Origin of the sequence: Edaphobacter sp. 12200R-103, assembly GCF_010093025.1 — a bacterium.
In the GTDB taxonomy this organism is placed as follows: Bacteria; Acidobacteriota; Terriglobia; order Terriglobales; family Acidobacteriaceae; genus Edaphobacter.
In genome coordinates, this window is record NZ_CP048114.1 from 1,271,650 (window position 1) to 1,298,012 (window position 26,363).

Sequence of the window (26,363 nt, forward strand, 5' to 3'; positions counted from 1 at the left end):
GGTGTTCGCACGGGATTTTGGCGCGAAAGTGACGACTATGGGGTTTGGCGATTATCTTAAAGATGTTGGTTTTGGTCGGACAGAAGTATTCCTGTCCGAGAATAGGGAGATAAGGACCGCTTATGACGACAAAGCTTGAGACCGCTGCCCCACAGGCCGATTTTGCGCGCGAGGTATCGGAATGGATTGAGGCTTTTGACGAGGTCGTAGCAAACGACTGGGAACAGAGCGCCGAGCTTCTACAGGCCCTTCGGACGCGGGCTCGCGAAGCCGGACTGACTGTCAACAGTGAGCTGACTACCCCCTATCTCAATACCATTCCAAAGCACGACGAAGTTCCCTACCCTGGCGACCGCAAGCTGGAGCGCCGTATCGAAGCGCTGATCCGCTGGAACGCGATGGCGATGGTGCATGGCCAGAACAAAAAGGATGCCGGTATCGGCGGACATATCTCGACGTATTCGTCGCTGGCGACGCTGCTTGAGGTCGGCTTCAACCACTTCTTCCGGGCAAAGTACGAGGGCTCGACCGGCGACCTGCCGGGCGACTTCGTCTACTTCCAAGGGCATGCTTCGCCGGGTGTCTATGCCCGCGCCTTCGTCGAAGGGCGCCTGGACGAGAAGCGCCTCAAGAACTTTCGCCACGAGCTTCGCGGCGAACCCGCCCTTTCGAGCTATCCGCACCCCTGGCTGATGCCGGATTTCTGGAAGTTCCCCACGGTCTCGATGGGCATTGGCCCGCTGAATGCCATCTACCAGGCACGTTTCATGCGCTACCTGGAGAACCGTGGCCTGATCGAGAAGACGGACCGCAAGGTCTGGGCCTTCGTGGGCGACGGCGAAACGGACGAGGTCGATACGCTGGGCGCTATCTCGCTGGGCTCGCGCGAAAAGCTCGACAACCTGATCTTCGTGGTCAACTGCAACCTGCAGCGGCTGGACGGACCGGTGCGCGGGAACAAGCGCATCATCGATGAACTGGAAGGCATGTTCCGCGGCGCGGGATGGAACGTCATTAAGGTCATCTGGGGTTCCGACTGGGATGAGCTGTTTGAGCGCGATCACCAAGGACTTTTGCTTAAGCGGATGGAAGAGGCTGTTGATGGCGACTTTCAGGCCTTCAAGGCGAAAGGCGGAGCCTACCTGCGACAGCACTTTTTTGGCAAATACCCGGAGTTGCTGAAGCTGGTCGAAGACAAGACCGACGAGGAGCTGGCGCGTCTTCACCGCGGCGGTCACGATCCGGTCAAGATCTACAACGCCTACAAACGGGCCCTGGAACACAAGGGCGGACCGACGGTCATCCTGGCCAAAACGGTCAAGGGCTATGGCCTGGGCTCGACCGAGGCGCGCAACGCCTCGCACCAGGAGAAGAAGCTCACCGATGAGTCGATGAAGCACTTCATCGAGCGCTTTGAGATTCCTGTTACCGCCGAGGCCGCCAAGGAGGGCGCATTCTTCCGTCCCGATGAGTCGGCTCCCGAGATCAAGTATCTGCACGAGAGGCGCGCGGCTTTGGGGGGCTATCTGCCGAAGCGAGTCGTCCTTAAGATCGACTTCAAGACACCGGCGCTGGAGACCCTGCAGGAGTGGACAGGAGGATCGAACAACCGTGCCGTCTCGACCACGATGGGATTCGTCAGTCTGCTGCGGCATCTTCTCAAGGATCCGTCGTTTGGGAAGCTGGTCGTCCCCATCGTTCCCGACGAGGGCCGCACCTTCGGTCTGGAGTCAATCATCAAGCAGGTCGGCATCTATGCTCCAGAGGGACAGAAGTACGTCCCGCACGATTCCGATATGCTGCTGAGCTATCGCGAAGAAAAGAATGGACAGATCCTTGAGGAAGGCATCACCGAAGCCGGCTCGATGGCATCCTTCACCGCCGCGGGAACGGCGTACGCCAACTACAACCTGCCAACCATTCCCTTCTACATGTACTACTCGATGTTCGGATTCCAGCGCGTGGGAGACATGGTTTGGGCCTTCGCAGATTCGCGCGGCAAGGGCTTCCTGATGGGAGGAACTGCCGGTCGCACCACCATGCTGGGAGAAGGCCTGCAGCATCAGGACGGCCACAGTCACGTGCTCTTCAGCACGGTCCCGACCTGCCTGACCTACGATCCTGCGTATGTCTTTGAGCTGGCTGTGATCGTGCAGGATGGTCTGCGCCGCATGTATGAGAATGGCGAGAGCGTCTTCTACTACATCACCATGTACAACGAAGACTACGCGATGCCTCCGATGCCGGAAGGTGTCACCGAGGGCATCCTGCGCGGCCTCTATAAGTATCGTGCTGCTATCAAGGGAGAAGCGGTCGCACAGCTCTTCGGCTCCGGACCAATCCTCAATGAAGTGCTGCGAGCACAGGAGATCCTCTCTTCTAAATACAAGATCGAAGTCGATGTGTGGAGTGTCACCAGCTACACCGAGCTTCGCCGCGACGCTCTTGCAGTCGAGCGCTGGAACCGCCTGCATCCTGCCGAGGCGCTGAAGAAGAGCTATCTGGAGACGACCCTTGAGGGGACGAAGGGGCCGATCATTGCCGCCAGCGATTACATGAAGGTCCTGCCGGATGCGCTTTCGCCGTGGCTGCCGGGCCGGCTGGTCACACTCGGAACCGACGGCTTTGGCCGCAGCGACAACCGTGAGCATCTGCGCCGCCACTTTGAAGTGAACGCAGAAGCAATTGCAGGCGCAACGCTGTCGAGACTGGCTCGCGATGGCAAGGTGAAGCCGAAGGTGGCTCAGAAGGCACTGGCAGATCTTGGGCTGGATACTGAGGCTATCGATCCGGCTAAGGCATAATCAGACAGGCAGTGGTGGTTGACGAGAGGGTTCCTCAAGGGACCCTCTCCGTGTATAGCGAGGCGACTGGGAGAACGATGACCGTAAAGAGCGCGGGTGAGGCTGGCGAAAACCCTCTGGTACCAAATGCAAAATTGAGACAGATCTACCTGAAGATGCTTGAGGCGCGCACTCTGGATGACGTCGCCCTCAAGCGAGCCACAACCACCGGCCGGCGCCGCATCGCGACGATTCGCGGCCAGGAAGCCGTCCGCGTCAGCACCAGCCTTGAGCTGGGCGAAGATGACCTGATCAGCGACACGGAGCCGACGGCCGGCATGGGATGGCTGCTGGGAGGTGACCGAGCGCGTCTCCTGCGGGGCATCGCAGGCGCAAAGTCAAAAACTGATGTGCTGGCGGAGGCGGGCTGCAAATTGCTCCTCGCGCGAGTTGCCGATAAAGAAGAAAGGCTGCATCTGGCCCTGGGGGCGGCCCTTGCCCTCAAGACTCAGAAGAGAACTGGCATCGTCGTCGCGTATGCAAGAAAGGATGAGATGAGCGCGGGGTCGTGGCGCAAAACGCTGTCTTCAGCGGCGAAACTCGCCCTGCCGATCATCTTTGTGGCGCTTCCCCGCCCCGGCGCAGTTCGAAAGGGCGCTGAGAGCAATGAACTTTGCGAAGTTGCGCGCTTGACAGGAGTGCCTGGAATTCCCGTCGACGCCTGCGATTCTGTCGCTCTCTATCGGGTTACCCAGGAATCTCTTGGCAGAACCCGCGGGGGAGACGGACCGGTCCTCATTGAGTCGGTACGTTGGAGAGTCGATGGCTCTCGCAATGGAATCGACGACCCTCTGGAGCATCTGAAGCAGTTCCTGCTGGAGCGCCAGATCTGCGACACAAAATGGTTCGCACAGGCGGCAAAAGCCAGGAACAGATAATCTATATAAAGGAAGCACCTGCCGTCTTTTCGCCTTGGAACATTACACTCGGGCCGAACTCTGTTCAGGCCACTTGAGGTGCAATTGCAGATTCGTCCGCTTCTCCTTGTGTTCGGCCTGTGGTCGGCAGGAATTGTTGCCCAGGGTCACGCGCAAACCTCCCCCTCGGTGAAGCCGCCATCAGCTTCTTCTGATCAACAGCTTCCATCGCTGCCGGCTTACGACCCAGAGCAGAAAAAGCCGGCACCGCAACGGCAGGATTCAGGAGCAATCCCAACCCTGAACACACCGCAGCAGGAAGCAGCCCCAGTTCCCCCACCCACCGGCCCAAACACTGCCTATGCAGGCTATGCTCCGGAGCCTCCAGCACAGAAAACGGACGCCCTCGGCTCCGCATACATCCCCATGGACAGCTGGGTCTACCCGCAGATGATGCGGTTATACTCCATGGGATTTCTGAATACCACCTTTATCAGCATGCGTCCATGGACCCGGCGCAGCGCCCTGCACGCATTGCAGAAATCCCAACTCGATATCGTTAACAGTGATAACGAAGAGGCACAGGGAATTCTCGACAGTCTGCTGGGCGAGTTTGAAGATGAGGTCCCAAGCGGCAATGTCAATCGCGGCGTCATCTATGGGCTCCACTCCGCCTATACCCGCTTTACGGGGATAGGCGGTCCGGTATTGCGCGACAGCTATCACCTGGGACAGACCATCGTGAATGACTATGGTCGCCCCTATGAGAGCGGATTGAATAACATCACGGGGTTTTCGACCCTGAACGAAGCCGGGCGCTTCTCGCTGTATCTCCGGGGAGAGTATCAGCACGCTCCTTCAGGTTCCGGGTACTCTTATAACCTGTCATCAATGCTGGCGCAACTGGACAGGGCATACCCATATGCCCCTCCCAACCGCCCCCAGGACACCATTCCGGAAGGTCCGCTGGCGTCACAGAATCAATTCAGGCTTGTTGAAGCTTCTCTGTCTTTTCATCTTCTGGGCCATGAGATCTCTGGAGGAAAGAACGATGCCTGGTTGGGACCAGGCATGGGTGGAGCGCTCGCCTGGTCGAACAATGCTGAAAACATCTACTCCTTTCGGATCAACCGCGTCGAGCCGATGTACATTCCTCTGGTCTCGAAGCTACTGGGTCCTGTGCGTTATGACTTCTTCTATGGCAGCCTGAAGGGACACACTTCACCGAACAGTCCTTATGCCCACGCTGAGATGTTCTCATTCCGTCCTACGAAGAACTTCGAGCTTGGCTTTCAACGCACCATCATCTTCGGAGGCAAGGGGCATACCCCCGTCACCCTGCACACCTTCCTCAAAGGATTCTTCGACATCAACGACACCACTAAAGAGGAAAAATACTCGCGGGAAGATCCAGGCGCCCGGTACAGCGATTTCAACTTCTCTTACAGGCTTCCCTTTGTCCGCAAGTACGCCACTCTCTATGTCGATGCTATCTCGCACGATGATGTCACACCGATCAGCGCGCCCCGTCGCGCGTCCTATCGCACGGGTCTGTACATCTCTCAATTTCCCGGAAAGCTCAGGAAGCTGGACCTGAGAATCGAAGGAGTCAACACCGATCCTGATGTCTTCCCCAGCCATGCCGGCCAATTCACGTACTGGGAGGTTGTGCAGGTCCAGGGCTATACCAACAAAGGCTTCATCATGGGGGACTGGATGGGGCGCGAAGCCAAAGGCGGGCAGGCGTGGCTCACCTATCACCTTTCAGGGAACGAATGGGTCCAGCTTGAATACCTGCACAAAAAGACTCCGGGGGACTTCATCCCGCTGGGAACAACGCAGAATCAGTTCAAAGTAAGCCTGGTTAAGCGACTTGGCCGGGATGTCGAGCTGAAGTCATGGGTTCAGTATGAAGGCTGGAAGGCTCCTGTCTACAAGACCGGCTACCAACAGAACACCGCGGCCTCGGTACAACTGACCTGGTACCCAAAGCTGCAGCATCTTTCTCGCTGATCTGCGTAAATGGGCACAATCAGCGAGAAAGATTAAGCCGTGACTGACACGCTTAAGCGGAAGTACTCAAGCGAACGCTCAAGGCCTTCGCGCAGTTGGATCTTCGGCTCCCAACCCAACAAGGTCTGGGCACGGGTAATGTCAGGACGTCTTCGTGTAGGGTCGTCCTGTGGAAGTGCCTTGTAGGCGATCTCAGAGCGGGATCCCGTAACAGCGAGCACCTCCTTTGCGCACTCAGCAATGGTCCATTCTGTGGGATTTCCGATATTGACCGGAAGATGCTCTTCCGACCGCGAAAGGCGCACGATACCGTCGATCAGGTCGGAGACATAGCAGAAACTCCGAGTCTGTGAGCCATCGCCATAGATCGTTAGAGGTTCGCCGCGTAATGCCTGAATCATGAAGTTCGAGATCACCCGTCCGTCGTTAGCCTGCAGACGAGGCCCATAGGTATTGAAGATACGGACAAGATGCGTATTGACGCCATGGTATCGATGGTAGGCCATGACAGCGGCTTCCGAGAATCGTTTGGCCTCGTCATAAACGGATCGCGGACCGATCGGGTTCACATTCCCCCAGTAGGTTTCAACCTGGGGATGGACTTCAGGATCCCCATAGCATTCTGACGTGGAGGCATGAAGATACCCGGCCCCGTACTTGCGGGCCAACTCAAGCGTGTTCAAAGTTCCTGCAGAGCCAACCTGCAGTGTCTCAATTCCCAGCCGGGTGTAGTCGACCGGGCTGGCAGGAGAGGCAAGATTAAAGACGTAATCTACTTTTCCGGGGTCGAAGCCAAGGCAGATGTCTTGCTCCATGAAGCGGAAGCGGGAGTCCGTCGAAAGATGTTCGAGATTGGCCATCTTGCCGGTGGCAAGATTATCTACACCGAGGACGGTATATCCCTCAGCCAGCAAAACGTCACATAAATGAGAACCAAGAAAACCAGCCGCGCCCGTGACGAGAATCGTCTGAGACCCCATGAGCTACCTCTTCACCTTTCTTCTTTTCTTCAGCAATATGCACGCAGGCTTATAGAAAATGACGGATGCCGCTGGGCAGCATCCGTCAGATTCCAGATCGGATCCCGTTTCAACTAAGCTTTCGCTACTGTTGACGTCTCACGGATCGGATGTGCCGCCGGCCGTCCTACGCTCACATAAGTAAAGCCGTGATCGCTTAGAACTGCGGGATCATAAAGATTGCGTCCATCCACAATGATGGAATAACGAAGCAGCTGATTGAGACGCCGCAGATCGAGCTCACCAAACTCCGCCCAGTCTGTCAGGATCAGCAAAGCATCCGCATCCTTCGCAGCCTCATACGCATCGGCCGCATACCGCAGTTTGCCACCAGCGGGAAGGACCTGCTGAGTCCTCTCCATCGCTGCAGGATCAAAGGCCGCTACACTGCATCCTTCATTCAGCAGCATACGGATAATCTCAATGGCGGGAGACTCCCGGATGTCATCCGTGTCGCCCTTAAAGGCCAGTCCCAGCACGGCCAGCTTCTTGCCGCGAAGGTTCCACAAAGCCGAACGCACTTTGCTGACGAAGCGTTTCTTCTGCTGTGCGTTGATCTTTTCGACTTCGGTCAGAAGACTGAAATCGATTCCCATCTGTTCCGCAACAGCGCGGAAGGCAGCCACATCTTTCGGGAAACAGGAGCCTCCATAGCCCACACCGGGGCGGAGGAACTTAGGCCCGATTCGGGTATCAAGCCCCATTCCTCGCGCTACCTGCTCCACATTGGCATCTGCCGCCTCACAAAGATTCGACACCGCATTGATGAAGGAGATCTTGAGAGCCAGAAAAGCGTTAGAAGCGTGCTTGATGATCTCTGCGCTCTTGGTGGAGGTTAAAAGCAAGGGAGGAGGCTCCGACACAGAGCAGCAGCCGGAGATACCATCCTCCCGCTGATAATATTCGCCACTAGTCAGGGGCGCGTAGATGTCTCGAAGGATCGCAGCCGCGCGTTCATTATCGGCGCCGACGACGATCCGGTCCGGATGAAGAAAGTCCACGACTGCTGTGCCTTCGCGCAGAAACTCAGGGTTGGAAACTACGTCGAACAGATGCCGCTCCACCCCGTTGCGTTCCAGGGCACGGCTGATCCACTCGTTGGTATACACGGGTACGGTGCTCTTTTCGACGATGACTTTATAGCTGGTCAATGAACGGGCGATCTCGCAGGCTACCGCCTCCACGTAGGAGAGGTCTGCATCCCCGGTCTCACTCTGAGGGGTACCTACTGCGATAAAGATGGCGTCGGATTCCCTGGTGGCCTCAGCCAGGTCCGTCGTAAAGCGAACCCGGTCATTCCGGTAGCGTCCCAGCAGTTCCGGAAGATGATGCTCATGAATAAGGGTGTCACCCTCCTGGAGGGCAGTGACTTTCTGCTGGTCATTATCAACACAGATGACCGGATGCCCCATCTCTGCAAAGCAGACAGCAGCTACCAGCCCAACATATCCAGAACCAACGACGGCAATAGGAATGGGTTTACTCATAATATGCGGGGAGTTTCTGAACCTCTCAGAGCCAAGATATCGATACCCCCAGAATATCAGGCTTACCCTCGGAAGATGAAAGAACTACGTCAATTCATTTCTGTCATTCAGGGTTTCTAGTAGACTATGACGCAATGGGTCTCCAAAGCGCGCAGACACCGCCTCAGGCAGGCGGCGCATCTGATACTTCTCCCCTCGCCTTCGGAACCGCGGCGACAGATACGACTCTCTCTGAGACTCTTGTCACCCTGCGCAAACGAAAGAGGGTATTGCTGGCTTTCGTACTGGCAGGCCTGCTCTACGGCATCTACGCCGCCGAGACGCAGCCTCGTATCTATGAGGCCTTCGGGCGCATACAGGTGCGGTCCGGCTCGTCTAACGAATATCGAGTCAGCAGTGTCTCCGGCGCGTCCACGGATAGCTCTCAACGACTTCTGACCGAGGTCGCGATTCTTCAGAGCGACTCCCTGATGCTGACCGTCGCCCGCGAGATGGATCTCGCCAATAATCCTGACTTCCTGAACGGACCGGCGCCGAAACCTCGTGCTTCCCTGGATGATCCGGCGGTTCGACAGGCCACCATTCATGGGCTTCTGGCAAACCTCGTGATCTCTCAAGTCCAAAAGACGGAGATCATTCGTATCAGTTATCGATCACTCAGCCCCAAGCTGGCAGCCGATATTGTCAACAAAATCATCTCTGCTTACATTCAACGCAGCTATGAGACGCGTTTTGCTTCCAGCCAGCGGGTTTCGAACTGGCTCTCAGGGCAGCTCGACGATCTCAAGCAACAGGTTCAGTCCTCCCAGGAGCGCATGCTGGATGTGCAGAAGCGGCTGGGCATCCTGGGATTCGATCCGAATCACAGCCAGATCACTTCCTCCCTCGAACAGCTTTCGACAGCCTCCAACCAAGCCCGCATTGCTCGCATCATGGCTGAATCGCAGTACAGGATGCTGAGCACCATGGACCCCAATAGTATTGAAGGAGCCGTCTCAACCGGTCAGGGGATCGCTCCTTCGCAGATCAATACTCTTCGCGCCCAGTTGGCCACGGCACGGGCCTCTCTGGCTCAAATTGAGTCCGACCTCGGACCCAATCATCCCACCGTCAAGGCTCAAAAGGCCCAGATCGATGAGTTGTCTAAGGAAATTAGCACCGAGCAGCAGCGTCTTGTCCTTCAGGCGAAACAGACCTATCTCGCAGCTCTCAAGGATGAACAGGACACTACAGCTGCACTCGAAGCGGAAAAGAACCAGGCTTACAAGATGCGCGACGACCTGGTGGAGTACACGATCCGTCAGCGCGAGTTCGAATCGGACCGCAATCTTTACGAAGGTCTGCTGCAGCGTCTGCGCACCGCCGGCGTCGAGGCGGGGCTGGAATCGCTCGAGATCGATGTCGTCGATCCGGCGCTTCTACCTGCCAACCCTACTTTGAAACGCAAGACGACCGTCGTACTGACATATCTTGTGCTTGGCTTCATCGCAGGAGTCATGATGGCGTTCCTGCTGGAGAGCCTGGATACCGGCCTCCAGAGTGTGGCCGATGTAGAAGCATTCCTGGAGCTTCCGTCCCTTGCGATTATTCCACGCTTCAAACGCTCAGCCGAGGCGGCTGGACAGGGCGGCACGGCAATACGAAACATAACATCGCTCTCGCAGCCAAAATCACAATTTGCTGAATCTTTCCGCTCTCTTCGGACGGCGCTTTTGCTCTCCTCGGCCGGGCATCCGCCCAGGACGATTCTGTTGACCAGCGCTACGCCTTCGGAGGGTAAAACGACGGCTTCGGTAAATCTTGCGACAGTGCTGGCTCAGGGGAACGCCCGTGTACTTCTCATCGACGCCGACCTGAGGAGGCCAACCGTTCATGAGCAGTTTGGACTGAGCGCTCGTGTCGGCCTCTCGTCCGTGCTCACGGGATCAACCCCCCTTGAACAAGCCGTTCAGCAGATTTCTTCGGTGCCAAACCTGGATGTCCTGGTAAGCGGTCCCATGCCTCCCTTCCCCACGGAACTATTGAGTTCGGAGATGATGCGCCAGCTGCTGCAGTCTGCCAAGGAGAGCTACACCCACGTCGTAATCGATTCGCCTCCCGTGCTCTCTGTGACCGACGCCGTCATCCTGTCCCGCGAGGCCGATGCAGTCGTGCTGGTCATCCGGCAGGGCAAATCAAGCAAGCCCGTTGTGCGCCGTGCCCGAGACCTTCTAGTACGTTCTGGAGCACCGCTCAGCGGAATCCTGTTGAATGCAGTCGATATCAGCTCTCCGGACTACTACGGCTATTACGGCTACTCCGGCTATACCAGCGCCGGCGCCGACAGCGAGAGCTGGAAAGCGAAGTCAGACGCAAGCTCCGGCGACCAGTCAGGGGAGGTAAAGTGATGCGCATGCGGAAGAAAACCAGACTTCTGCCACTTTTCGCCGCTCTCCTCTTATTCCTGGGAGAAATGCACCCGATGGCGTACGCGCAGTTCAACGGCCCCTCCGTCACATCGGCGGCTGGCCTGAACGAACCGGTCCACATCACAACCGACCCAGCCATTCTTTTCCCTGCGAAACATGATCTACGACTGTTTCCTGGGGATCTGGTTACCGTGCACCTCTATCCCTCATCGGACTACTCTCCCGCGGTACGTGTAAGTCTTGACGGCACAATGCAGCTTCCTTTGATCGGAAATGTGCACGTTCAAGGTCTCACGATCCCCGAGGCAGAAAAGGTAATTGCCGATCGGCTCATCTCAGCCGGCATGTATCGCAATCCACAGATCGTACTCCAACTCACCGAATCACCCAATCAGGTCGCAACCGTAACAGGCGATGTGCATTCCGTGGTCCCCATTGTGGGGCAGAGTCGTCTTCTTGACGTACTTACGGTAGCTGGTGGGATCCCTACGACCTCCAGTCATATCATTACGATTCACCGCCTGGGTCTCGACCAACCCATCGTTGTTGATCTGGGCAGCGATCCAATGACCAGCGAGAAAAACAATATTCCGATCTTCGCAGGTGATACGATCATCGTCGCTCGAGCCGGTGTAATTTATCTGCTGGGCGCGTTTAAAAACGTAGGTGCGATTCCGATTCAGCAGAACTCTCCCTTCACTCTGATCAAGGCAGCGACCCTGGCGGGCGGACCCGGCTTCGAGGGCAAGATGAAAGATCTTCGCCTGATAAGAACCGTCGGAGAGAATCGAACGGTCGTTCATCTTAACATCAAGCGGATCATCAACGGGAAAGACCCTGACCCCGTCCTGCAGGCCGACGATATCGTATTCCTACCGAGCGACACCATGAAGGCTGCTATCAAGTCGGGAGGAATCGGAACGATACTCGGCTTTGCGTCCCTTCTTGTTGTAGCCACTCGCTAATCGTCAACAGCAATAAGGGGAGTGCCTGAATTTCATGAGATCTTCCGTCCCGACAAGAAAAGAAAAATCTCGTCAAGTAAGGATGGCTTACCTCGTAAGCCATCCCATTCAGTACCAGGCTCCCTTGCTGCGCCGTATTGCCAAGGAGCCGGACATCGACCTTACCGTATTTTTTGGATCCGACTTCTCCGTAAAGGGATATAAAGACGAAGGCTTCGGAGGCGTAGGAATCAAGTGGGATGTTCCCCTCCTGGAGGGGTATAAGCACCACTTTCTCCCGGTTCTACGGGATCATGCTCGTGTTACTCCGACGACCCCGATGAACTATGGAATTGCCAGTCGCCTCCGTGATTGTGGAGATGGCACCCCGTATGACGCTCTATGGGTTCATGGATACGCAAGCGTCAATGCTCTTCATGCCATCACCGCAGCAAATGCTCTGGGAATTCCGGTATTGGTCCGAGCCGAATCCTGGCTCGGCGATCGTGAACGAAGTGCTGCCAAACTGGCGGCTAAGAAGCTTTTTTTCCGCACACTGAGTCAGATGATCGACGGCGTATTACCGATTGGCACATTGAATTCCGAGTACTGGAGCTATTATCTCGGCGAGCATGTTCCACAGTTTCTGGTTCCCTATGCTGTCGACAACGAATATTTTCAGCAGCGAAGCACAGAGGCTGCTCCGCGTCGCGGGGAACTACGGCGAGAGCTGGCTCTCTCTCCGGACCGTCCCGTCATTCTGTTTGCCTCCAAGCTGCAGCGTCGCAAGCGCGCCGACGATCTTCTGGAGGCATACAAGCAGCTTTCACCGGCGCCAGGGCAGGAACCACATCCTTATCTGGTCATCGTAGGCGACGGCGAACAGAGGGAACAACTGGAGCGCGCGGCCAGACAGACCGGTTTCAGCAGTATCCGTTTCTGCGGCTTCAGAAACCAATCGGAGCTTCCACGCTTCTTCGACATTGCTACCGTGTTTGTTCTTCCATCCAGGCATGAACCCTGGGGTCTGATCGTCAATGAGGTGATGAATGCCGGCAGAGCCGTCATCGTCTCTGACGAAGTCGGCTGCCAGAGCGATCTGATCACCGATGGAGTGGAGGGAGCAGTCTTCCCGGCGGGCAGTGTGGAGGGGCTCGCCGATGCCTTACGCCGTACCCTGGTGACGCCGGAAACTGCAGCTGAGATGGGACGCAAGGGCCTGGAGCGCATCAACCGCTGGAGTTTTGAGGAAGATGTGCGCGGGTTCAGGCAGGCATTGGCTGCAGTCACCAAAAAAATTGCGGCGTCGTAACGGAGACACCGGGACATCCATGCAGATTCTCCACATTATCGCAACGCTGAGCCCGGAGGCGGGAGGGCCAAGCCAGGCCGTCCGCATGATCCTCAGTCATCGGGAGATCGGCTACCGTGGCGAGGTCGCTACACTCGATGATCCCGTGGCTCCCTTCCTCAAGACGCTCGACTTCCCTGTCCATCCCCTCGGGCCTGTTTCGACGACCTACGGCTACACTCCGAAGCTCGTTCCATGGATACAGCAGAACTATCGCCGGTTCGATGGAGTCATCGTCCACGGTTTATGGCAGTATTGTGGACGCGCTGCCAGACAGGCTCTGGATGGCCGCATGCCTTACATGGTCTTTACCCACGGAATGTTGGACCCCTACTTCAAGCGCGCCTCCCGGCTGAAGCACCTGAAGAAGTGGCTCTACTGGGCTCCGGTCGAATATAACGTGCTTCGCGACGCGTATCGCGTGCTGTTTACCTCTGAAGCAGAGCGAGACCTGGCAGAACAGAGTTTTTGGCTGCATCGCTGGAATCCGCATGTCGTTCCTTATGGAGTCAATGGTCCCCCGGCCACGCCTTCGCAGATACTGGCTGAATCTTTCTTTGATCGCTGCCCGTCTGCTCGCGGCAAGCGGTTCCTGCTCTTTCTCGGTCGGATTCATCGCAAAAAAGGCTGCGATCTTCTGATCGAGGCCTTCGGAAAGATTGCCCGGCGGGACCCGGAGCTTCACCTCGTCATGGCTGGCCCCGATCAGCAGGGCTGGAGCCGGGACCTCAACCAGATGGCGGCCGCTGCCGCAGTTCAGGATCGCGTACACTGGCCCGGCATGCTGACCGGGAATGCAAAGTGGGGAGCATTCTTCAGCTGCGAAGCCTTCGTACTGCCATCCCACCAGGAGAACTTCGGGATTGCTGTCGCTGAGGCTCTCAGTTGCGGCAAGCCTGTTCTCCTCTCCGATCAGGTCAACATTGCGCCCGATATCGTGCGCGATGGAGCGGGGCTGATGGAGCCCGATACGGCGGACGGAACGCTGCAACTACTCCAGCGCTGGATCGATACATCCGCCGAGGAGCGGGCGCGGATCTCAGCACGCACCTTCGACTGCTTCCGCCGGCGCTACGATATGCGCGAGACCGCAAAGACGATCCTGAATCTCTTCGAGAACGCAAAACGCGAAACAGGAATCACAGTATCTGCCTGAGATAAGTTGCTATGCCTAAACCGGTCCATTACAACGCGGCGGAACATATCTCCTCCGATACTGCTGCAGACCCCTATCAGCGGCCGGCCTTTCCACTCCGCGATCGCATTCGCAGGCAGCTGTGGAATATTTGCTGGACGCTGCTCTATCGGACATCCCCTCGACCTCTGCATGGGTGGCGTTCACTGCTCCTACAGCTCTTCGGCGCAACCATGGGACCTAACTGCCATTTTTATCCCAAATCCAGGGTATGGGCGCCGTGGAACCTGGTCTGCGCCGACCAGGTCACGGCAGCCGATGGAGCCGAGATCTATAACCCGGCGCCCGTGACCTTCGGCTCACACGCCATCCTCTCTCAGGACTCATACATCTGCGGGGCGACTCACGACTATGACGATGCCGCGTTCCCTCTGCTGGCCTATGCCATGAGCTTCGGAGCCTATAGCTGGATCTGCGCCCGAGCCTCTGTCGCCCCCGGAGTCAAGGTGGGAGAAGGTGCCGTCCTCGGGCTTGGCTCCGTCGCAACTCGCAACCTGGAGCCATGGACGATCTACGCCGGCGCCCCTGCAGTCAGGCTGAAGGAACGCCGGCGTCATGAACAGTCAAGCTCGGAACCTGCCTGATACACCCATTCGCAGCTTCCCAGAAATAATTTTCGGCAAATTTATTTAGCTGCGAAGCTTGGCAAGCAGATCCGTAGGGTGAACCGGCTTCGCCAGGATCTCGAACTCATGACCCTGAGCCCGCGCCTTTTCCAGCAGATCGGCCGTCGCCGCCTGCCCTGAGAAGAGGAGAATCTTGCATTTCGGAAGACGTTGCCGCGCAATAATCGCGGCTTCGATGCCGGTCATTCCCGTCATGATGACGTCACTGATCAGCATATCTGGCTGAAAGCTGTCGAACATCTCAACTGCTTTTTCGCCGCTGAACACGGCACGCGCCTCAAAGCCGGACTGGTTCAGAATGATCGCCAGCGTGTTGGCAATCACCTGCTCATCGTCTGCGACCAGGACTCGTGGTTTCGGTGTCGTGGACATACAAAGGTATCCTCAATTCAAGTGAATTCAAAAACAAAGATTGCAATGCGATCAGTGGGGTTCTCGCTTTAATATGGACCCTGGATACTCATGATACGCTGAGCCCATAGCCGACGATATCTTCTGGCTCTGTTTCCGTTACATCATCTTCATCTGAAACCATACTCCTATGCAGCAAGTCATTATTCGCGCCGAACAGGTCGAAAAATATTATGCACAGCCGAGCGAGAACCGGATCCAGGTCATCTCGCCCACCGACCTGTCCATCAGTGAGGGTGAGATCGTCGCGTTGCTTGGCCCCTCAGGCTCGGGAAAATCGACCCTGCTGCGCATGCTGACCGGCCTGTCCACTCCGTCGGCGGGGCAGGTGTACTGGCACGAAAAGCCGGTTGCCGAGGCGGACGTGAATGTTGCAATCGTCTTCCAGAGCTTCGCGCTCTTTCCCTGGCTCACGGTCGTAGAAAATGTCGAAGCTCCTCTCAAGGCACGAGGCATGGAGCCCGCCGAACGCCGTAAACGAGCCCTGAAGATGCTGGACACCGTCGGTCTCGACGGCTTCCAGACGGCGTACCCCAAGGAACTCTCCGGAGGCATGCGCCAGCGCGTAGGATTTGCTCGCGCACTGGTAGTCGAGCCGGAAGTGCTCTTCATGGACGAGCCATTCTCTGCCCTCGACGTTCTTACCGCAGAAAACCTCCGCAGTGAACTGCTGGAGTTGTGGCAGAACAAGACCATTCCCACGCGCGCCATATTCATTGTGACGCACAATATCGAAGAAGCGGTGCTTCTGGCTGACCGGATTATTGTCCTGGGCCGGAATCCGGGACACGTTCGTACTGACTTCAAGGTGGCGCTTGCCCATCCGCGCGAGCGCAAGACCGCGGCATTCACGCAGCTCGTGGACTACATCTACAAGGTACTCACCCAGCCCGAGGCAAAGCCTCCGGCCCTTCCGCTGACCCCGGAGGGTCGTCCTGTCCGCGACCAGCGGCAGATGCATTACCAGATGCTGCCGCATGCGCGTCCGGGCGGTATCGCCGGTCTGCTTGAAATCCTGCTCGACCACAACGGCAAAGACGACATTTACAAACTCGCTGACGATCTGGCCTTCGAGATCGATGATCTGTTGCCCATCGTCGACGCTGCGCAGCTTCTCGGCTTCCTGAAGGTCACCGAGGGCGATGCCGTCATCACTCCTACAGGAGCGGAGTTTGCCAACTCCGAGATCCTCCGTCAGAAGGAGCTCTTCCGCATTGCGGCCGTGGAAAATGTGCTTTTGCTGCGGCAGATCGTTCGCGCTATCGAAGCCAAGAGCGACAAGACCGTCCCCGAAGACTTCTTTCACGACATGCTGGATGAGCAGTTCAGCGAAGATGAAACCATTCGACAGCTCGAGACTGCCATCAACTGGGGTCGTTACGCCGAGCTGTTCGACTTTGACGCCTCGCGCCGCCGCTTTATCCAGCCTGAACACGAGGGCGAATCAATCACCGCTACGGAGATCAAAGCGTGATTCAGCTTCCGGACAGCTTCAGCTATGTCCGTGGACGGGAGACTCTGGCCCGGTCGCAGGCGCTGCGCCGAAGCTGGCCATTCGTGCTCGACCTCTGCGTGGCGGGAATCGCCCTGGCCTGCTTCTACGCCGTCGTCCAGCTGGCGCGCTACTGGTTCGGGCACCCGATGCCCCAGATCGCCATCTCGCTCAGCCCTCGCGCCCTTCCGCGGTATGCGTTTTACTCCGTTGTACGCATCTGGCTGGCCTATGCGCTCAGCCTGTTCTTCGCCATCGGCTACGGCTATACGGCCGCCTATAACCGCCGCGTTGAGGCCCTGATGATCGCCGGCCTCGACATCCTGCAATCCATCCCTGTCCTCAGTTTCCTTCCCGGAGTGATGCTGGCGATGGTCGCTCTCTTCCCCTCGCGCCAGCTTGGCGTTGAGATGGGAGCCATTCTCCTGATCTTTACCGGCCAGGTCTGGAATATGGCTTTCAGCTTCTACTCCTCTCTGAAAAGCATCCCGCGGGAGCTTCGCGAGGCTGCAACGATCTATCGCTTCTCACCGTGGCAGCGACTGGTCGAGCTTGAGCTTCCCTACTCCGCCATTGGTCTGGTATGGAACTCCATGGTGTCCGTCGCTGGCGGATGGTTCTTCCTTATGGCCTGCGAGATGTTCGTGCTCGGATCGCGCGACTTCCGGCTTCCGGGACTGGGATCATACCTGCAGACCGCCGCAAGCACCGGCAACGCTCGTGGCATCATCTGGGGGCTGTTCACGATGATTGCAATCATCGTGGCGACCGATCAACTGCTCTGGAGGCCGGTCATCGCCTGGAGCGACAAATTCAAGTTTGAGCAGGTCGAAACGACCTCCCGGGTTCGTTCTCCCCTGCTTCACCTTCTGCAGCACTCTCGCGGTCTTCGCACCCTGCGGCAACACACCATCGAGCCCTTTGCCGAGTCGATCTATCAAAAGCTCGCGGAGAATCGTCAACGGGATACGGAAGTCTCGCGTCGTCTGACCGCATCGGACCGCCGGCGCCGCGAGCGCTGGAATGCCACTCTCCGCGCCTTGGCTCTTGCCGTTGTCGTCGGTGGCGTCCTTTATGCTGCGCTGCACGCCCTGTCCCTGCTCCACCAGGTCACGCGCTCCGAGTTTTTCGAGATTCTGCTTGGGGCCTTTGCTACCTTTCTGCGTGTCAACACGGCGTTGCTGCTCGCCTCCGCCTGGACCATCCCCGCAGGCGTGGCGATCGGCTTCCATCCGCGTCTCGCACGCATCGCACAGCCTCTCGCTCAGATCGCGGCCTCTGTTCCCGCAACCGCACTCTTCCCTGTGGTCCTGATGGCCCTGATTCGTATCGGAGGCGGCCTTGGAATCGGCTCCATCCTGTTGATGATGCTTGGAACACAGTGGTACATCCTGTTCAATGTCATCGCGGGCGCAATGGCCATCCCTACGGATCTGCGCGAAGTGGCCACCTTATTCCACTTCACGACCGCGCAACGATGGAAGACACTCATCCTGCCCGGAATCTTTCCGTACCTGATCACCGGACTGGTAACCGCCTCCGGAGGAGCCTGGAACGCCAGCATTATTGCCGAATACTTCCGGCTGGAAAATCACACGATGCAGACCCTCGGACTGGGAGCAGTCATCAGCGCCGCCACCGATTCGGGAAAGTTCCAGATCCTGCTGCTTGCAACGATTGTGATGGCCATGATGGTGGTTACGATCAATCGCCTCGCATGGCGTCCTCTCTATCGTCTGGCGGAGACTCGCTACAAGATGAGCAGCTAGATCCTTACTGGCTTCGCCGGTGACGATCTCGCAGCGCAAAGACGACAGCCAGAACCGGAGGCGCCAGCAGCACTCCCCAGAATGGGATCACAATGCCCAGCACAATCGGCCCCAGAAACGCCGCCCACCAGGGGACGCGAGTGGTGCGGTGCAGTACATAAGGCCCGATTACCAGGCCCTCTAGAATCGCGATAAGGCCATACAGCCCCAACACCAGCCCGAGCCGCCACCAGTCTTCCGATCCCTGAAAGGCCACCGAAAGCACAGGCCCGATCAAAGCGATCATCCCGCCGAAGGTTGGAATGATCTGCAGGATCGCCCCCAGCAGAGCCCAGAACGGCGCCAGCGGAACGCGAATCAGCTCAAGCCCGATCAGCCACAGCACTCCGACAATCAGGCAATCGAGCGTAGCGGCGCGCCACCAGTTGACCAGCGCCGTGCCCGCGGTACGAATTGTCGACGGAGGGCTCGCTGGCGTACTCATGCCAACCTGATCATTCCTCTGCTGCATCTGACGCACAGTATCTGAAAACTCCTCTCTCGAGAGATAACCTACGCCAAACTTGGAGATCCGCCAAAATCTGTCTCAGACTTGGGCGGCAGTCCACCGGAGAAACAGGAAAGCAGCACGCATTGATACGAAAGGAAGGACGCAGTCATGGCCGTTATGATGCAGGCATTCTATTGGGATTGCCCTATCAAAGAGCAGAAAGAGGGCGAGTGGTGGAACTTCCTGGCGGAAAAAGCTCCTGAACTTGGCAAAGCAGGGATCAATGCAGTCTGGCTGCCGCCCATCTGCAAGGGTGCCGAGGCCCGCTCCCCCGGCTATGATCCGTATGACTACTTCGATCTCGGAGACTACGACCAGAAAGGAGGAGTCAAGACCCTCTACGGCAACCGCGCCGAGCTGGAAAACCTGATCAAGGTCCTTCGTGAAAACAACATCGGCGCCTACGCTGACATGGTGATCAATCATAACTCTGGCGCCGACGAAGAAGAGGTCAACCCGATTGACGGACAGAAGCGATGGACAAAGTTCAATCCCAAATCCGGCCGCTTTCCACGCGATTGGAACTGCTTTCACCCGTCGCGCTACGAGCGCGTAATGATCGAAGGCGAAAACTTCGCCGGTTTCCCTCACCTGTGCCATCGCAATCCCCGCGTCTACACCGCCATGTTCGAGTACGCCCGCATGGTCATCGAAGAACTGGGCTTTGATGGCTTCCGCTTCGACTTCGCCAAGGGATACGGAGCCTGGATGATCGGTCTGCTTGCGAAGTATCGCTACGAGCGCGACGGCAAGGAGTTCACTCCCTTCGTCGTAGGCGAGTACTGGTCTGGCCCCGACGACATCGGCAATTGGCTCGACGAGGTCCGCGCCGTCACCGACAACCAGATCGCCGCCTTTGACTTCCCTCTTCGCTACAAACTCAAGGATGTCTGCGACACCTTGAAGTACGATCTGCGCAATCTCACCAGCGACGGCTCTGTCGTTGCCGAACGGCCCTTCAATGCAGTCACCTTCGTCGAAAACCACGACATGGGCGGCAATGAGATCGTCAACGACAAGAACCTCGCCTACTCGTTCATCCTCATGAACGAGGGCTACCCCTGCATCTTCTGGTACGACTACTACAACCTCGGCCTCAACCGCCCAGGAACGCCAAACGGAATCGACGCCCTCATCGACGCACATCATCGCTACGTCGGAGGTGAAGCCTGCATCCTCCACGCCGACCCCGATCTCTACATCCTGCAGCGCGGTGGCTTCGAAGGTAAGACCGGCTGCATCTATGTCCTCAACAACCTCGGCGACAAGTGGTCCGGCACCGCCGTCAAAACACAGTGGCACAACCGGAAGTTCAAACCCGTAGCCTGGGATGGCCACGATGTCGCCCACCCCGACGAACGCACCACCGACGGAGAGGGCAACGCCGAGTTCCCCGCACCACCTCGCGGCTACTGTGTCTATGCCCCAGTCTTCGAGTGATCGTTAGAGGAGGGGAATCATTGCAGGGAATGCAAAGAATTGCCCCTGAGAGTCAAGAGAGGGCTACATCACCCGAGCCATGTGTCATTCCGAGCGAAGCCGAGGAATCTGCTTTTCTTCGCAGGATGCTCGTGCCAACACCCTTGCCCCGCACAGACAACACCGCCCGAATGCTATCCTTAACCTATGAAATTCGGCGTTCTGGTCTTCCCGGGCTCCAACTGCGATCACGACACATTCAACGTCATCGAGAACCTCATCGAGCAGCCCGTCACCTTCCTGTGGCATGCCTCTGAGGACCTTGAAGGCTGCGATGCCATCCTGGTTCCAGGCGGCTTCTCCTACGGCGACTATCTCCGTACTGGAGCCATCGCGAAGTTCGCTCCGGTCATGCAGTCCGTCATCAAGTTCGCGAACGATGGCGGGCTCGTTTTCGGCATTTGCAATGGCTTCCAGATCCTCTGCGAATCGGGACTGCTTCCCGGCGCCCTGATGCGCAACGCCAATCAGCACTACATCTGCAAGCAGATTCATCTGCGCACCGAGACCGCCGACTCTCCCTTTACCCATGGAATCAAGCGTGGCCGCGTGCTGCAGATGCCCATCGGCCACATGGAAGGCAACTACGTCTGCGACGCGGAGACGCTGGCAAAGCTCAGGACGGAAGACCGCATCGCCTTCCGCTACTGCACACCCGAAGGAAAAATTACTCCGGACGCCAACCCGAACGGATCGCTCGAAAATATCGCCGGTGTACTGAATGAGGGCCGCAATGTGTTGGGAATGATGCCCCATCCCGATCGCTCCAGCGAAGGTCTGCTGGGATCAGCCGATGGCCTGCTGCTCTTTCGTTCCATGGTAGACTCCCTCGCGCTGACGCGATAACCACGCATTCCGCAACAAGCAGAGTACTCAACGGACAGCGATGATCGATATCCACCATCATCTTCTCTGGGATCAGGACGACGGCTCAAACAGTTTGGAGCTGTCCCTTGAGATGGCGCAGATAGCTGCGGACGACGGCATCACTCACATCGCCTGCACTCCGCACTCCAATAGCTACTACGATTACAACCCAGACGTAGTCTCGGCGAAGATCGCAGAACTGCAACAGCATCTTCATCGGGAGAACATTCCCATCACCCTGGGCCGCGGCTGTGATTTTCATACCTCATACGACAACATCCGGCAGGCACACGAAGACCCAATACGCTTTTCGCTGAACAGCGGCAGCTACCTGCTCGTCGAAATCCCGGACCAGCCCCTGCCCCCTTCGCTGGATGAAGTCTTCTACGAGATGCAGCTCGACGGACTGGTTCCCATTCTCACCCACCCCGAACGCAACCTTTCTCTCCAGAAAGACCTGTCCCGCCTCAAAGCCTGGCTGCGCGGCGGCGTGCTGGTTCAGGTGACTGCCGGATCAGTGACCGGAAGAATGGGCAAAACCGCGCAGCGGATCGCCTACGAACTTCTTTCCAAACGCTGGGTTCATTTTCTGGCGACCGACGCCCACAATACGACTTCGCGTCCTCCACGTATGCGCGAGGCCATGGAACTGGTCGCTGAAAAGTATGGCTCCGATTACGCCCACCTGCTCTGTGTCTCCAATCCCCTTGCTGCCTTCACGAACAAACCGCTGCAACCTCAGATGGAAGCCCTGGGCCTCTACGAAGACGAAACCGTCTCGCGCACTTGGTGGCAGCGCTTGTTTGGGCGCTAATCGATCCGGCAGGTTCATCCGCACGAGGCATCCACTCTCCCAAATCTATCCAAAGCACCCAAAAACCTTTACCTTGACCGGATAGCGGTCAGAGGAACCTGCAGAAAGGACTTTTCTTCCGATCTACAGGAATCCCAGGTCCGTCTTCAGCGTCAAAGGGAGTAAGCTGTCAGCAGGGCATTTTTCCGTAAAAAGAGGCGCCCATGCCATCGACTATCACGCCAATCAATACCGAGTGGGAGAAAAAGCGCCGTCTCGACGATCACGATAGCGGACATGGCCGTCGTCCTCCGACTGATAAACGCACTGGCGGTGGTGGCGACAATGATAACTGGAACGACCGCCCGCACGGTCGGCGTGGCCCAAGGGAAAAGCTCGGTCGCGCCCGGCTGGGTCTCTTCTTCGCTCTTGCCGGCGATACGATGTTCTTTGTGGCGATTGTCAGCGCCTTCTTCGTTGCCCAAAGCACCAGCCACATCGACGCTTATAACCGCTACATCAACGAGTGGCTTCCGACCGCGATTCCGCCCATTCTCTGGCTCAATACCGCTGTACTCCTGTTAAGTTCTGTCACCATGGAGATCGCCCGGCGCACCATGTTTCGCGAAAATGACGTCATGGACGAGTGGCTTGGCCTGGGAAAGCCCCTGACCCGCCGGGCGCTTCCCTGGCTGACAGCGACCACGGTTCTCGGCCTCCTCTTCCTTGTCGGACAGGCTGAGGCGTGGAGACAACTTGGAATCCAGCACGTCTTCTTTGCTTCAAATCCGAGCAGCCACTTCTTTTACCTGATCACCTACACCCACGCCTTCCACCTCTTCCTCGGCATCGGAGCCCTCGGCGCCTCCCTCATCGCACTCTATGTCTCGCGCCAGCTTGAGACACGCCAGATCCTGGTGGACTGCACTGGCTGGTATTGGCACACGATGGGGATCTTCTGGGTCTTCCTGTTCGCACTTTTGGCGTTCTTCCAATAAAAGAAATCACTCTCGGCGACTCCAGATTGGTTCCCCAATCAAAGCCACTGCACCATGCCCGGCAAAGCTAAGGTGAGTTTCGAGAGCACCCCGTACCTGCAAATACCCCTACCTTCAGAAGAAGTACCCTCTCGACTGGAGGCCCGAAGAGTCGCAGTGGAGATCCCTCCCGCATTTTGTCGGGCCAGTCACCCTCCTTTCCAGCGAGGACGAACCACCAACATCCCAAATACGGCTCGACTACGCTCCGCTTCGCTCAGAATGAGACCAAGTAGCCGATCTCAATGTCATCATCCCAGTTGAGGTACACTTCCGGCGTGGACGAATCCCCAACAAGACAGATCCCTAGCTCCAACCTCAAGTTCGCATGGCTTGTTCTGGGCTGTAGCTTCGTAGGCTCCCTCATCGCATCCGTCACCATGATCGTGCGCACGATCAACTGGATCCGTCTGCGCGGAGCCACCGTCCCTTCGTCCTACACAGTCATCACCCAGCTCAGCGAGTGGATCTTCGGACTCAGTTCGGCAGGCCTGCTGATCCTGGCGGTCATAGCCATTCTCCGCAGTTACCAGAAGCATTAGCCAAAAAAAGAAATCCGCAGCAGAGCCGCGGATCCCTGTACTGCGTTTGACTAGAGAGAAACTTATCTCCGTTTCGCCTTGGCAGACGCTTTCTTTGCTACTGCCTTCTTCGCAGGAGCCTTCGCCGCCAGCTTTTTCGCTGCAGCCTTTTTGGCCGGGGCGACCTTCTTCGCTGCGATTGGAGCCTTCTTGGCAACAGGCTTCTTTGCAGGCGCTTTCTTGGCCTCTTTCTTCGGTGCGGCCTTTTTCACGACAGCTTTGGCAGGCGTCTTCTTTGCAGGAGGCGGGGCAGACTTCTTGGCTGGTGCGGCTTTCTTCGCCGGAGGCGCAGGCTTCTTCTCGGCAGTCTTTCCGGGCGGAAGAGGAGCCTTCTTCGCCGCAGCTGCCCGATCCGGTGTCTTACTCGTAGCGGCCTTCACCGGCTTCGCGGGCTTGGCAGGCTTCGCAGCAAGAACATCAGGCTTCTCAAGCGCACCCGGGGTGTCAATCCCTGCTGCTCCACCTTCCGGCTCTTCGTTTGCCGAGGCAGCCTTCTTTCTTCCCTTGCCTGCCTTTGGCTCCTTACGCGCACCGCGCGCACGGCGCAGATTCACCGGAGGCGGCGGAGCTGGGGGCGAATAAGGCTCCAGGAAGGCCTTCTGTTCCTCCGTTGTGGACAGGTGATTGTCCATCAGCTCGAAGAACAGCTTTTCCAACAAATCGTCATATCCCGGCAAATCAGGAGTAATTCGCATCTCCTGCATCAACACATAGGGGATGCGCTGTCGCGCCTGCGGCCATTCCGTATAGAAATTCTTCAACTTGTTCTGAACAGCGGCGGTCTTAACATGATGCGCCGCCCAAAGCACGGCCGTCGGCGCAGCCGAGTGCAGTAGCTTCCAGGCCTGCGACGGCTTTGCCGCCTCCTTGCTCGAAAGCTGCGCAGCGAACGCCTTGCCTGCGGCTTCAAGCCCGTCAATCTCCTGGACAAACCCTTTACGGATGAAGCTGTTTTTGAGGGCCGCAACCTCCTTCGGCGCCATCTTCGCCGTCAGAAGCGGGAAATTGGCCGCAGCGGCCTCCGCATAGATGCCATGAATCTGGAGCTGAAGCTGCGCGTCTCTCAGCTTCTCAAGTTCGTTTGCATTGGCCCTTGAGGTCGAAACCGCCGGGTTCAGGTGCTTCATCCAACCCTCGGACTCCAGACGCCCCAGCACCCGCAGCGGCTCCTCTTCGTAGAAGATCTCCTCGGTCTCGTATCCACGCTGCCAGGCTGACATCGCTGCGATGTAGCCTTCCTCCTTGCCCGTCTCATAGCGGCTGCGGGTGCGCTCGTCCATCTGCCAGCCCAGCCGGGCCATGAACCGTACAGCACGGATCATCTGGACCGGGTCCTCGATGAAGCCATAGTTGTTTACCAGCCGCAGCTCACGGTTCTCAATGTCAGCGACTCCATTCAGTGGATCCATCAGCAGGCCGTAAGAGCCTTCATTCAGCGAAAGAGCCATGGCGTTCGCCGTAAAATCGCGCCGACGCAGGTCCTCGAGGATCGTCGCGGGCTTGTAGACCGGCTTCCCGGGCTTCGGATAGCTCACCGTGAGCGTCGATCCGATCTCCATCCGGACATTGCCAGGGAAATCCACAAAGAACGACTGGGTCGCCTCTGCCTCTCCCGAGACTTTTCCTCCAGATTTATCTATATCTTTCTTTAGCTTGAGAGCATTTCCCTGAACCACTACATCAAGGTCACGAACCGGCGACCCACTCGTTAGATCCCGTACCGCCCCTCCTACAAGGAACAGCGTAAGCCCTTTTGTACGAGAAACTTCCTTTACTTTTTCGAGTGCGTCTCTCTGCGCCTTCGAAAGCCGGTTCTCCAGGAGATAGATGTAATCGGCCATACAGGTTGCATTTGCTCCAAGCCGGTCTTAAACGCGATTTTCGCTTGCAGGAGTCTAAGCCACTGAAAATCAAACGTTTAGAATAGTCTCAATAGCGAGACGCAAAAGCTGAATGTAACACAGCGTTGGTAAATTGACTACTCTTCACGCACCTTTTTTGACATACCTTCGGCGCTGCGTGCGACAATCCGCCAAAGAAGATCATGTCCTCCGCTCACAAAAAGGTGATCCTCAGACGGCTGCGAGGCGATACCCTGGCGGGCTATCTGCCGCTCTCCGGCTTTGTGCGCTTTTCTGCCGGCGAAAAAGATCGCGTGCTCGACCTGCTCGACCTGTCGGGTCATGTACTCGCGGTACCTCTCTCCGAGATCAAGCACATTGCTTATGTACGGGACTTCAACCTGAACGATACCGTGAATCCGGAGCGCCTGACGCGCCGTACCTTCCTGGCACGACCCCGAACGGAAGGCCTCTGGGTCCGGCTCTCGTTTCGGGGACAATCGACCCCGGCGAATGAACCCGACCAGTTGGAAGGCCTGGCTCCCCTCGACGTCAGTCTGCTCGACGACGTCATGGATGACGCAGGGCTATTCCTTATTCCACCGGATGTTCGTTCCAACACGCAGCGTATCTACGTTCCGCGCACCTCGATCACGAAGCTCCAGCTGCTCGCCGTCATTACCACTCCCTCCCGCAAAAAGCCGGGGCCCGGCACTTCGACGGTCTCTCTCCAGGAAGACCTCTTCCGTACCCTTCCTCCAAATTCCAAACCCAACTAAACCGGCTCCGCTAAAATCGCC

General features: G+C 57.4%; 21 protein-coding genes. 16 read left to right on the forward strand and 5 right to left on the reverse strand.

Annotated elements, in window-relative coordinates; translation table 11 throughout:
- Positions 1-122 precede the first annotated feature (122 nt).
- The 3 genes from aceE to GWR55_RS05330 all read left to right on the forward strand — a co-directional run bounded on the left by aceE (position 123) and on the right by GWR55_RS05330 (position 5,713).
- A complete protein-coding gene (aceE, locus tag GWR55_RS05320; protein ID WP_162401328.1) occupies positions 123-2,804 on the forward strand; it encodes a pyruvate dehydrogenase (acetyl-transferring), homodimeric type in 2,682 nt (893 codons plus the stop codon).
- Between the two features lie 77 nt (positions 2,805-2,881).
- Complete coding sequence (locus GWR55_RS05325; RefSeq protein ID WP_162401329.1) at positions 2,882-3,721, forward strand: thiamine pyrophosphate-dependent enzyme; 840 nt, start codon at positions 2,882-2,884, stop codon at positions 3,719-3,721.
- A gap of 84 nt (positions 3,722-3,805) precedes the next feature.
- Positions 3,806-5,713, forward strand: a complete 1,908-nt coding sequence (locus tag GWR55_RS05330; RefSeq protein ID WP_370521369.1) for a capsule assembly Wzi family protein — start codon at positions 3,806-3,808, stop codon at positions 5,711-5,713.
- 32 nt (positions 5,714-5,745) lie between these two features.
- Here GWR55_RS05330 and GWR55_RS05335 read toward each other — a convergent pair whose 3' ends face one another.
- On the reverse strand, positions 5,746-6,693 hold the full coding sequence (locus tag GWR55_RS05335) for a UDP-glucuronic acid decarboxylase family protein (RefSeq protein ID WP_162401330.1): 948 nt from the start codon (positions 6,691-6,693) through the stop codon (positions 5,746-5,748).
- 113 nt (positions 6,694-6,806) lie between these two features.
- Entirely contained in the window at positions 6,807-8,219 is a 1,413-nt protein-coding gene (locus GWR55_RS05340) for a UDP-glucose/GDP-mannose dehydrogenase family protein (RefSeq protein ID WP_162401331.1), read from the reverse strand.
- A 134-nt stretch (positions 8,220-8,353) separates the two neighbouring features.
- On the opposite strand from GWR55_RS05340, the gene GWR55_RS05345 reads away from it, so the two are divergent.
- From GWR55_RS05345 to GWR55_RS05365, 5 genes are all read left to right on the forward strand, one after another.
- Positions 8,354-10,606: a polysaccharide biosynthesis tyrosine autokinase gene (locus GWR55_RS05345; protein ID WP_162401332.1), complete on the forward strand. Its 2,253-nt coding sequence runs from the start codon at positions 8,354-8,356 to the stop codon at positions 10,604-10,606.
- A gap of 74 nt (positions 10,607-10,680) precedes the next feature.
- Entirely contained in the window at positions 10,681-11,592 is a 912-nt protein-coding gene (locus GWR55_RS05350; protein WP_238398659.1) for a polysaccharide biosynthesis/export family protein, read from the forward strand.
- Between the two features lie 82 nt (positions 11,593-11,674).
- A complete protein-coding gene (locus GWR55_RS05355) occupies positions 11,675-12,883 on the forward strand; it encodes a glycosyltransferase family 4 protein (protein ID WP_238398660.1) in 1,209 nt (402 codons plus the stop codon).
- A 19-nt stretch (positions 12,884-12,902) separates the two neighbouring features.
- Complete coding sequence (locus GWR55_RS05360; RefSeq protein WP_162401335.1) at positions 12,903-14,078, forward strand: glycosyltransferase; 1,176 nt, start codon at positions 12,903-12,905, stop codon at positions 14,076-14,078.
- An 11-nt stretch (positions 14,079-14,089) separates the two neighbouring features.
- Positions 14,090-14,701, forward strand: a complete 612-nt coding sequence (locus GWR55_RS05365) for a putative colanic acid biosynthesis acetyltransferase (protein WP_162401336.1) — start codon at positions 14,090-14,092, stop codon at positions 14,699-14,701.
- A 45-nt stretch (positions 14,702-14,746) separates the two neighbouring features.
- Here GWR55_RS05365 and GWR55_RS05370 read toward each other — a convergent pair whose 3' ends face one another.
- Positions 14,747-15,115, reverse strand: a complete 369-nt coding sequence (locus tag GWR55_RS05370) for a response regulator (RefSeq protein ID WP_162401337.1) — start codon at positions 15,113-15,115, stop codon at positions 14,747-14,749.
- Positions 15,116-15,284: 169 nt separating this feature from the next.
- Here GWR55_RS05370 and GWR55_RS05375 point away from each other — a divergent pair, with 169 nt between their 5' ends.
- Both GWR55_RS05375 and GWR55_RS05380 read left to right on the forward strand, forming a co-directional pair.
- Positions 15,285-16,628, forward strand: a complete 1,344-nt coding sequence (locus tag GWR55_RS05375) for a nitrate/sulfonate/bicarbonate ABC transporter ATP-binding protein (protein ID WP_162401338.1) — start codon at positions 15,285-15,287, stop codon at positions 16,626-16,628.
- On the forward strand, positions 16,625-18,415 hold the full coding sequence (locus tag GWR55_RS05380; RefSeq protein WP_162401339.1) for an ABC transporter permease subunit: 1,791 nt from the start codon (positions 16,625-16,627) through the stop codon (positions 18,413-18,415). Before GWR55_RS05375 ends, GWR55_RS05380 begins: the two co-directional genes overlap by 4 nt.
- Positions 18,416-18,419: 4 nt before the next feature.
- Here the strand turns inward: GWR55_RS05380 and GWR55_RS05385 are convergent, their stop codons facing one another.
- On the reverse strand, positions 18,420-18,899 hold the full coding sequence (locus tag GWR55_RS05385) for an AI-2E family transporter (RefSeq protein WP_162401340.1): 480 nt from the start codon (positions 18,897-18,899) through the stop codon (positions 18,420-18,422).
- A 174-nt stretch (positions 18,900-19,073) separates the two neighbouring features.
- Here GWR55_RS05385 and GWR55_RS05390 point away from each other — a divergent pair, with 174 nt between their 5' ends.
- From GWR55_RS05390 to GWR55_RS05410, 5 genes are all read left to right on the forward strand, one after another.
- Positions 19,074-20,405, forward strand: coding sequence for an alpha-amylase family glycosyl hydrolase (locus GWR55_RS05390; protein ID WP_162401341.1), 1,332 nt, complete (start codon positions 19,074-19,076; stop codon positions 20,403-20,405).
- Between the two features lie 186 nt (positions 20,406-20,591).
- Positions 20,592-21,290 carry a phosphoribosylformylglycinamidine synthase subunit PurQ gene (gene purQ / locus GWR55_RS05395; RefSeq protein WP_162401342.1) on the forward strand — a complete coding sequence of 233 codons (699 nt, stop codon included), beginning with the start codon at positions 20,592-20,594 and terminating at the stop codon, positions 21,288-21,290.
- 40 nt (positions 21,291-21,330) lie between these two features.
- The gene (locus tag GWR55_RS05400; RefSeq protein ID WP_162401343.1) at positions 21,331-22,125 is read left to right on the forward strand and encodes a tyrosine-protein phosphatase; all 795 of its coding nucleotides are present in this window, start codon (positions 21,331-21,333) and stop codon (positions 22,123-22,125) included.
- Positions 22,126-22,328: 203 nt separating this feature from the next.
- A complete protein-coding gene (locus tag GWR55_RS05405; protein WP_162401344.1) occupies positions 22,329-23,102 on the forward strand; it encodes a cytochrome c oxidase subunit 3 in 774 nt (257 codons plus the stop codon).
- A 317-nt stretch (positions 23,103-23,419) separates the two neighbouring features.
- The gene (locus GWR55_RS05410) at positions 23,420-23,683 is read left to right on the forward strand and encodes a hypothetical protein (RefSeq protein ID WP_162401345.1); all 264 of its coding nucleotides are present in this window, start codon (positions 23,420-23,422) and stop codon (positions 23,681-23,683) included.
- A gap of 62 nt (positions 23,684-23,745) precedes the next feature.
- Here GWR55_RS05410 and GWR55_RS05415 read toward each other — a convergent pair whose 3' ends face one another.
- Positions 23,746-25,563, reverse strand: coding sequence for a CCA tRNA nucleotidyltransferase (locus tag GWR55_RS05415; RefSeq protein ID WP_162401346.1), 1,818 nt, complete (start codon positions 25,561-25,563; stop codon positions 23,746-23,748).
- 203 nt (positions 25,564-25,766) lie between these two features.
- Between GWR55_RS05415 and GWR55_RS05420 the strand changes: the two genes are divergently transcribed.
- Complete coding sequence (locus GWR55_RS05420) at positions 25,767-26,342, forward strand: hypothetical protein (protein WP_162401347.1); 576 nt, start codon at positions 25,767-25,769, stop codon at positions 26,340-26,342.
- The last annotated feature ends 21 nt before the right edge of the window (positions 26,343-26,363 follow it).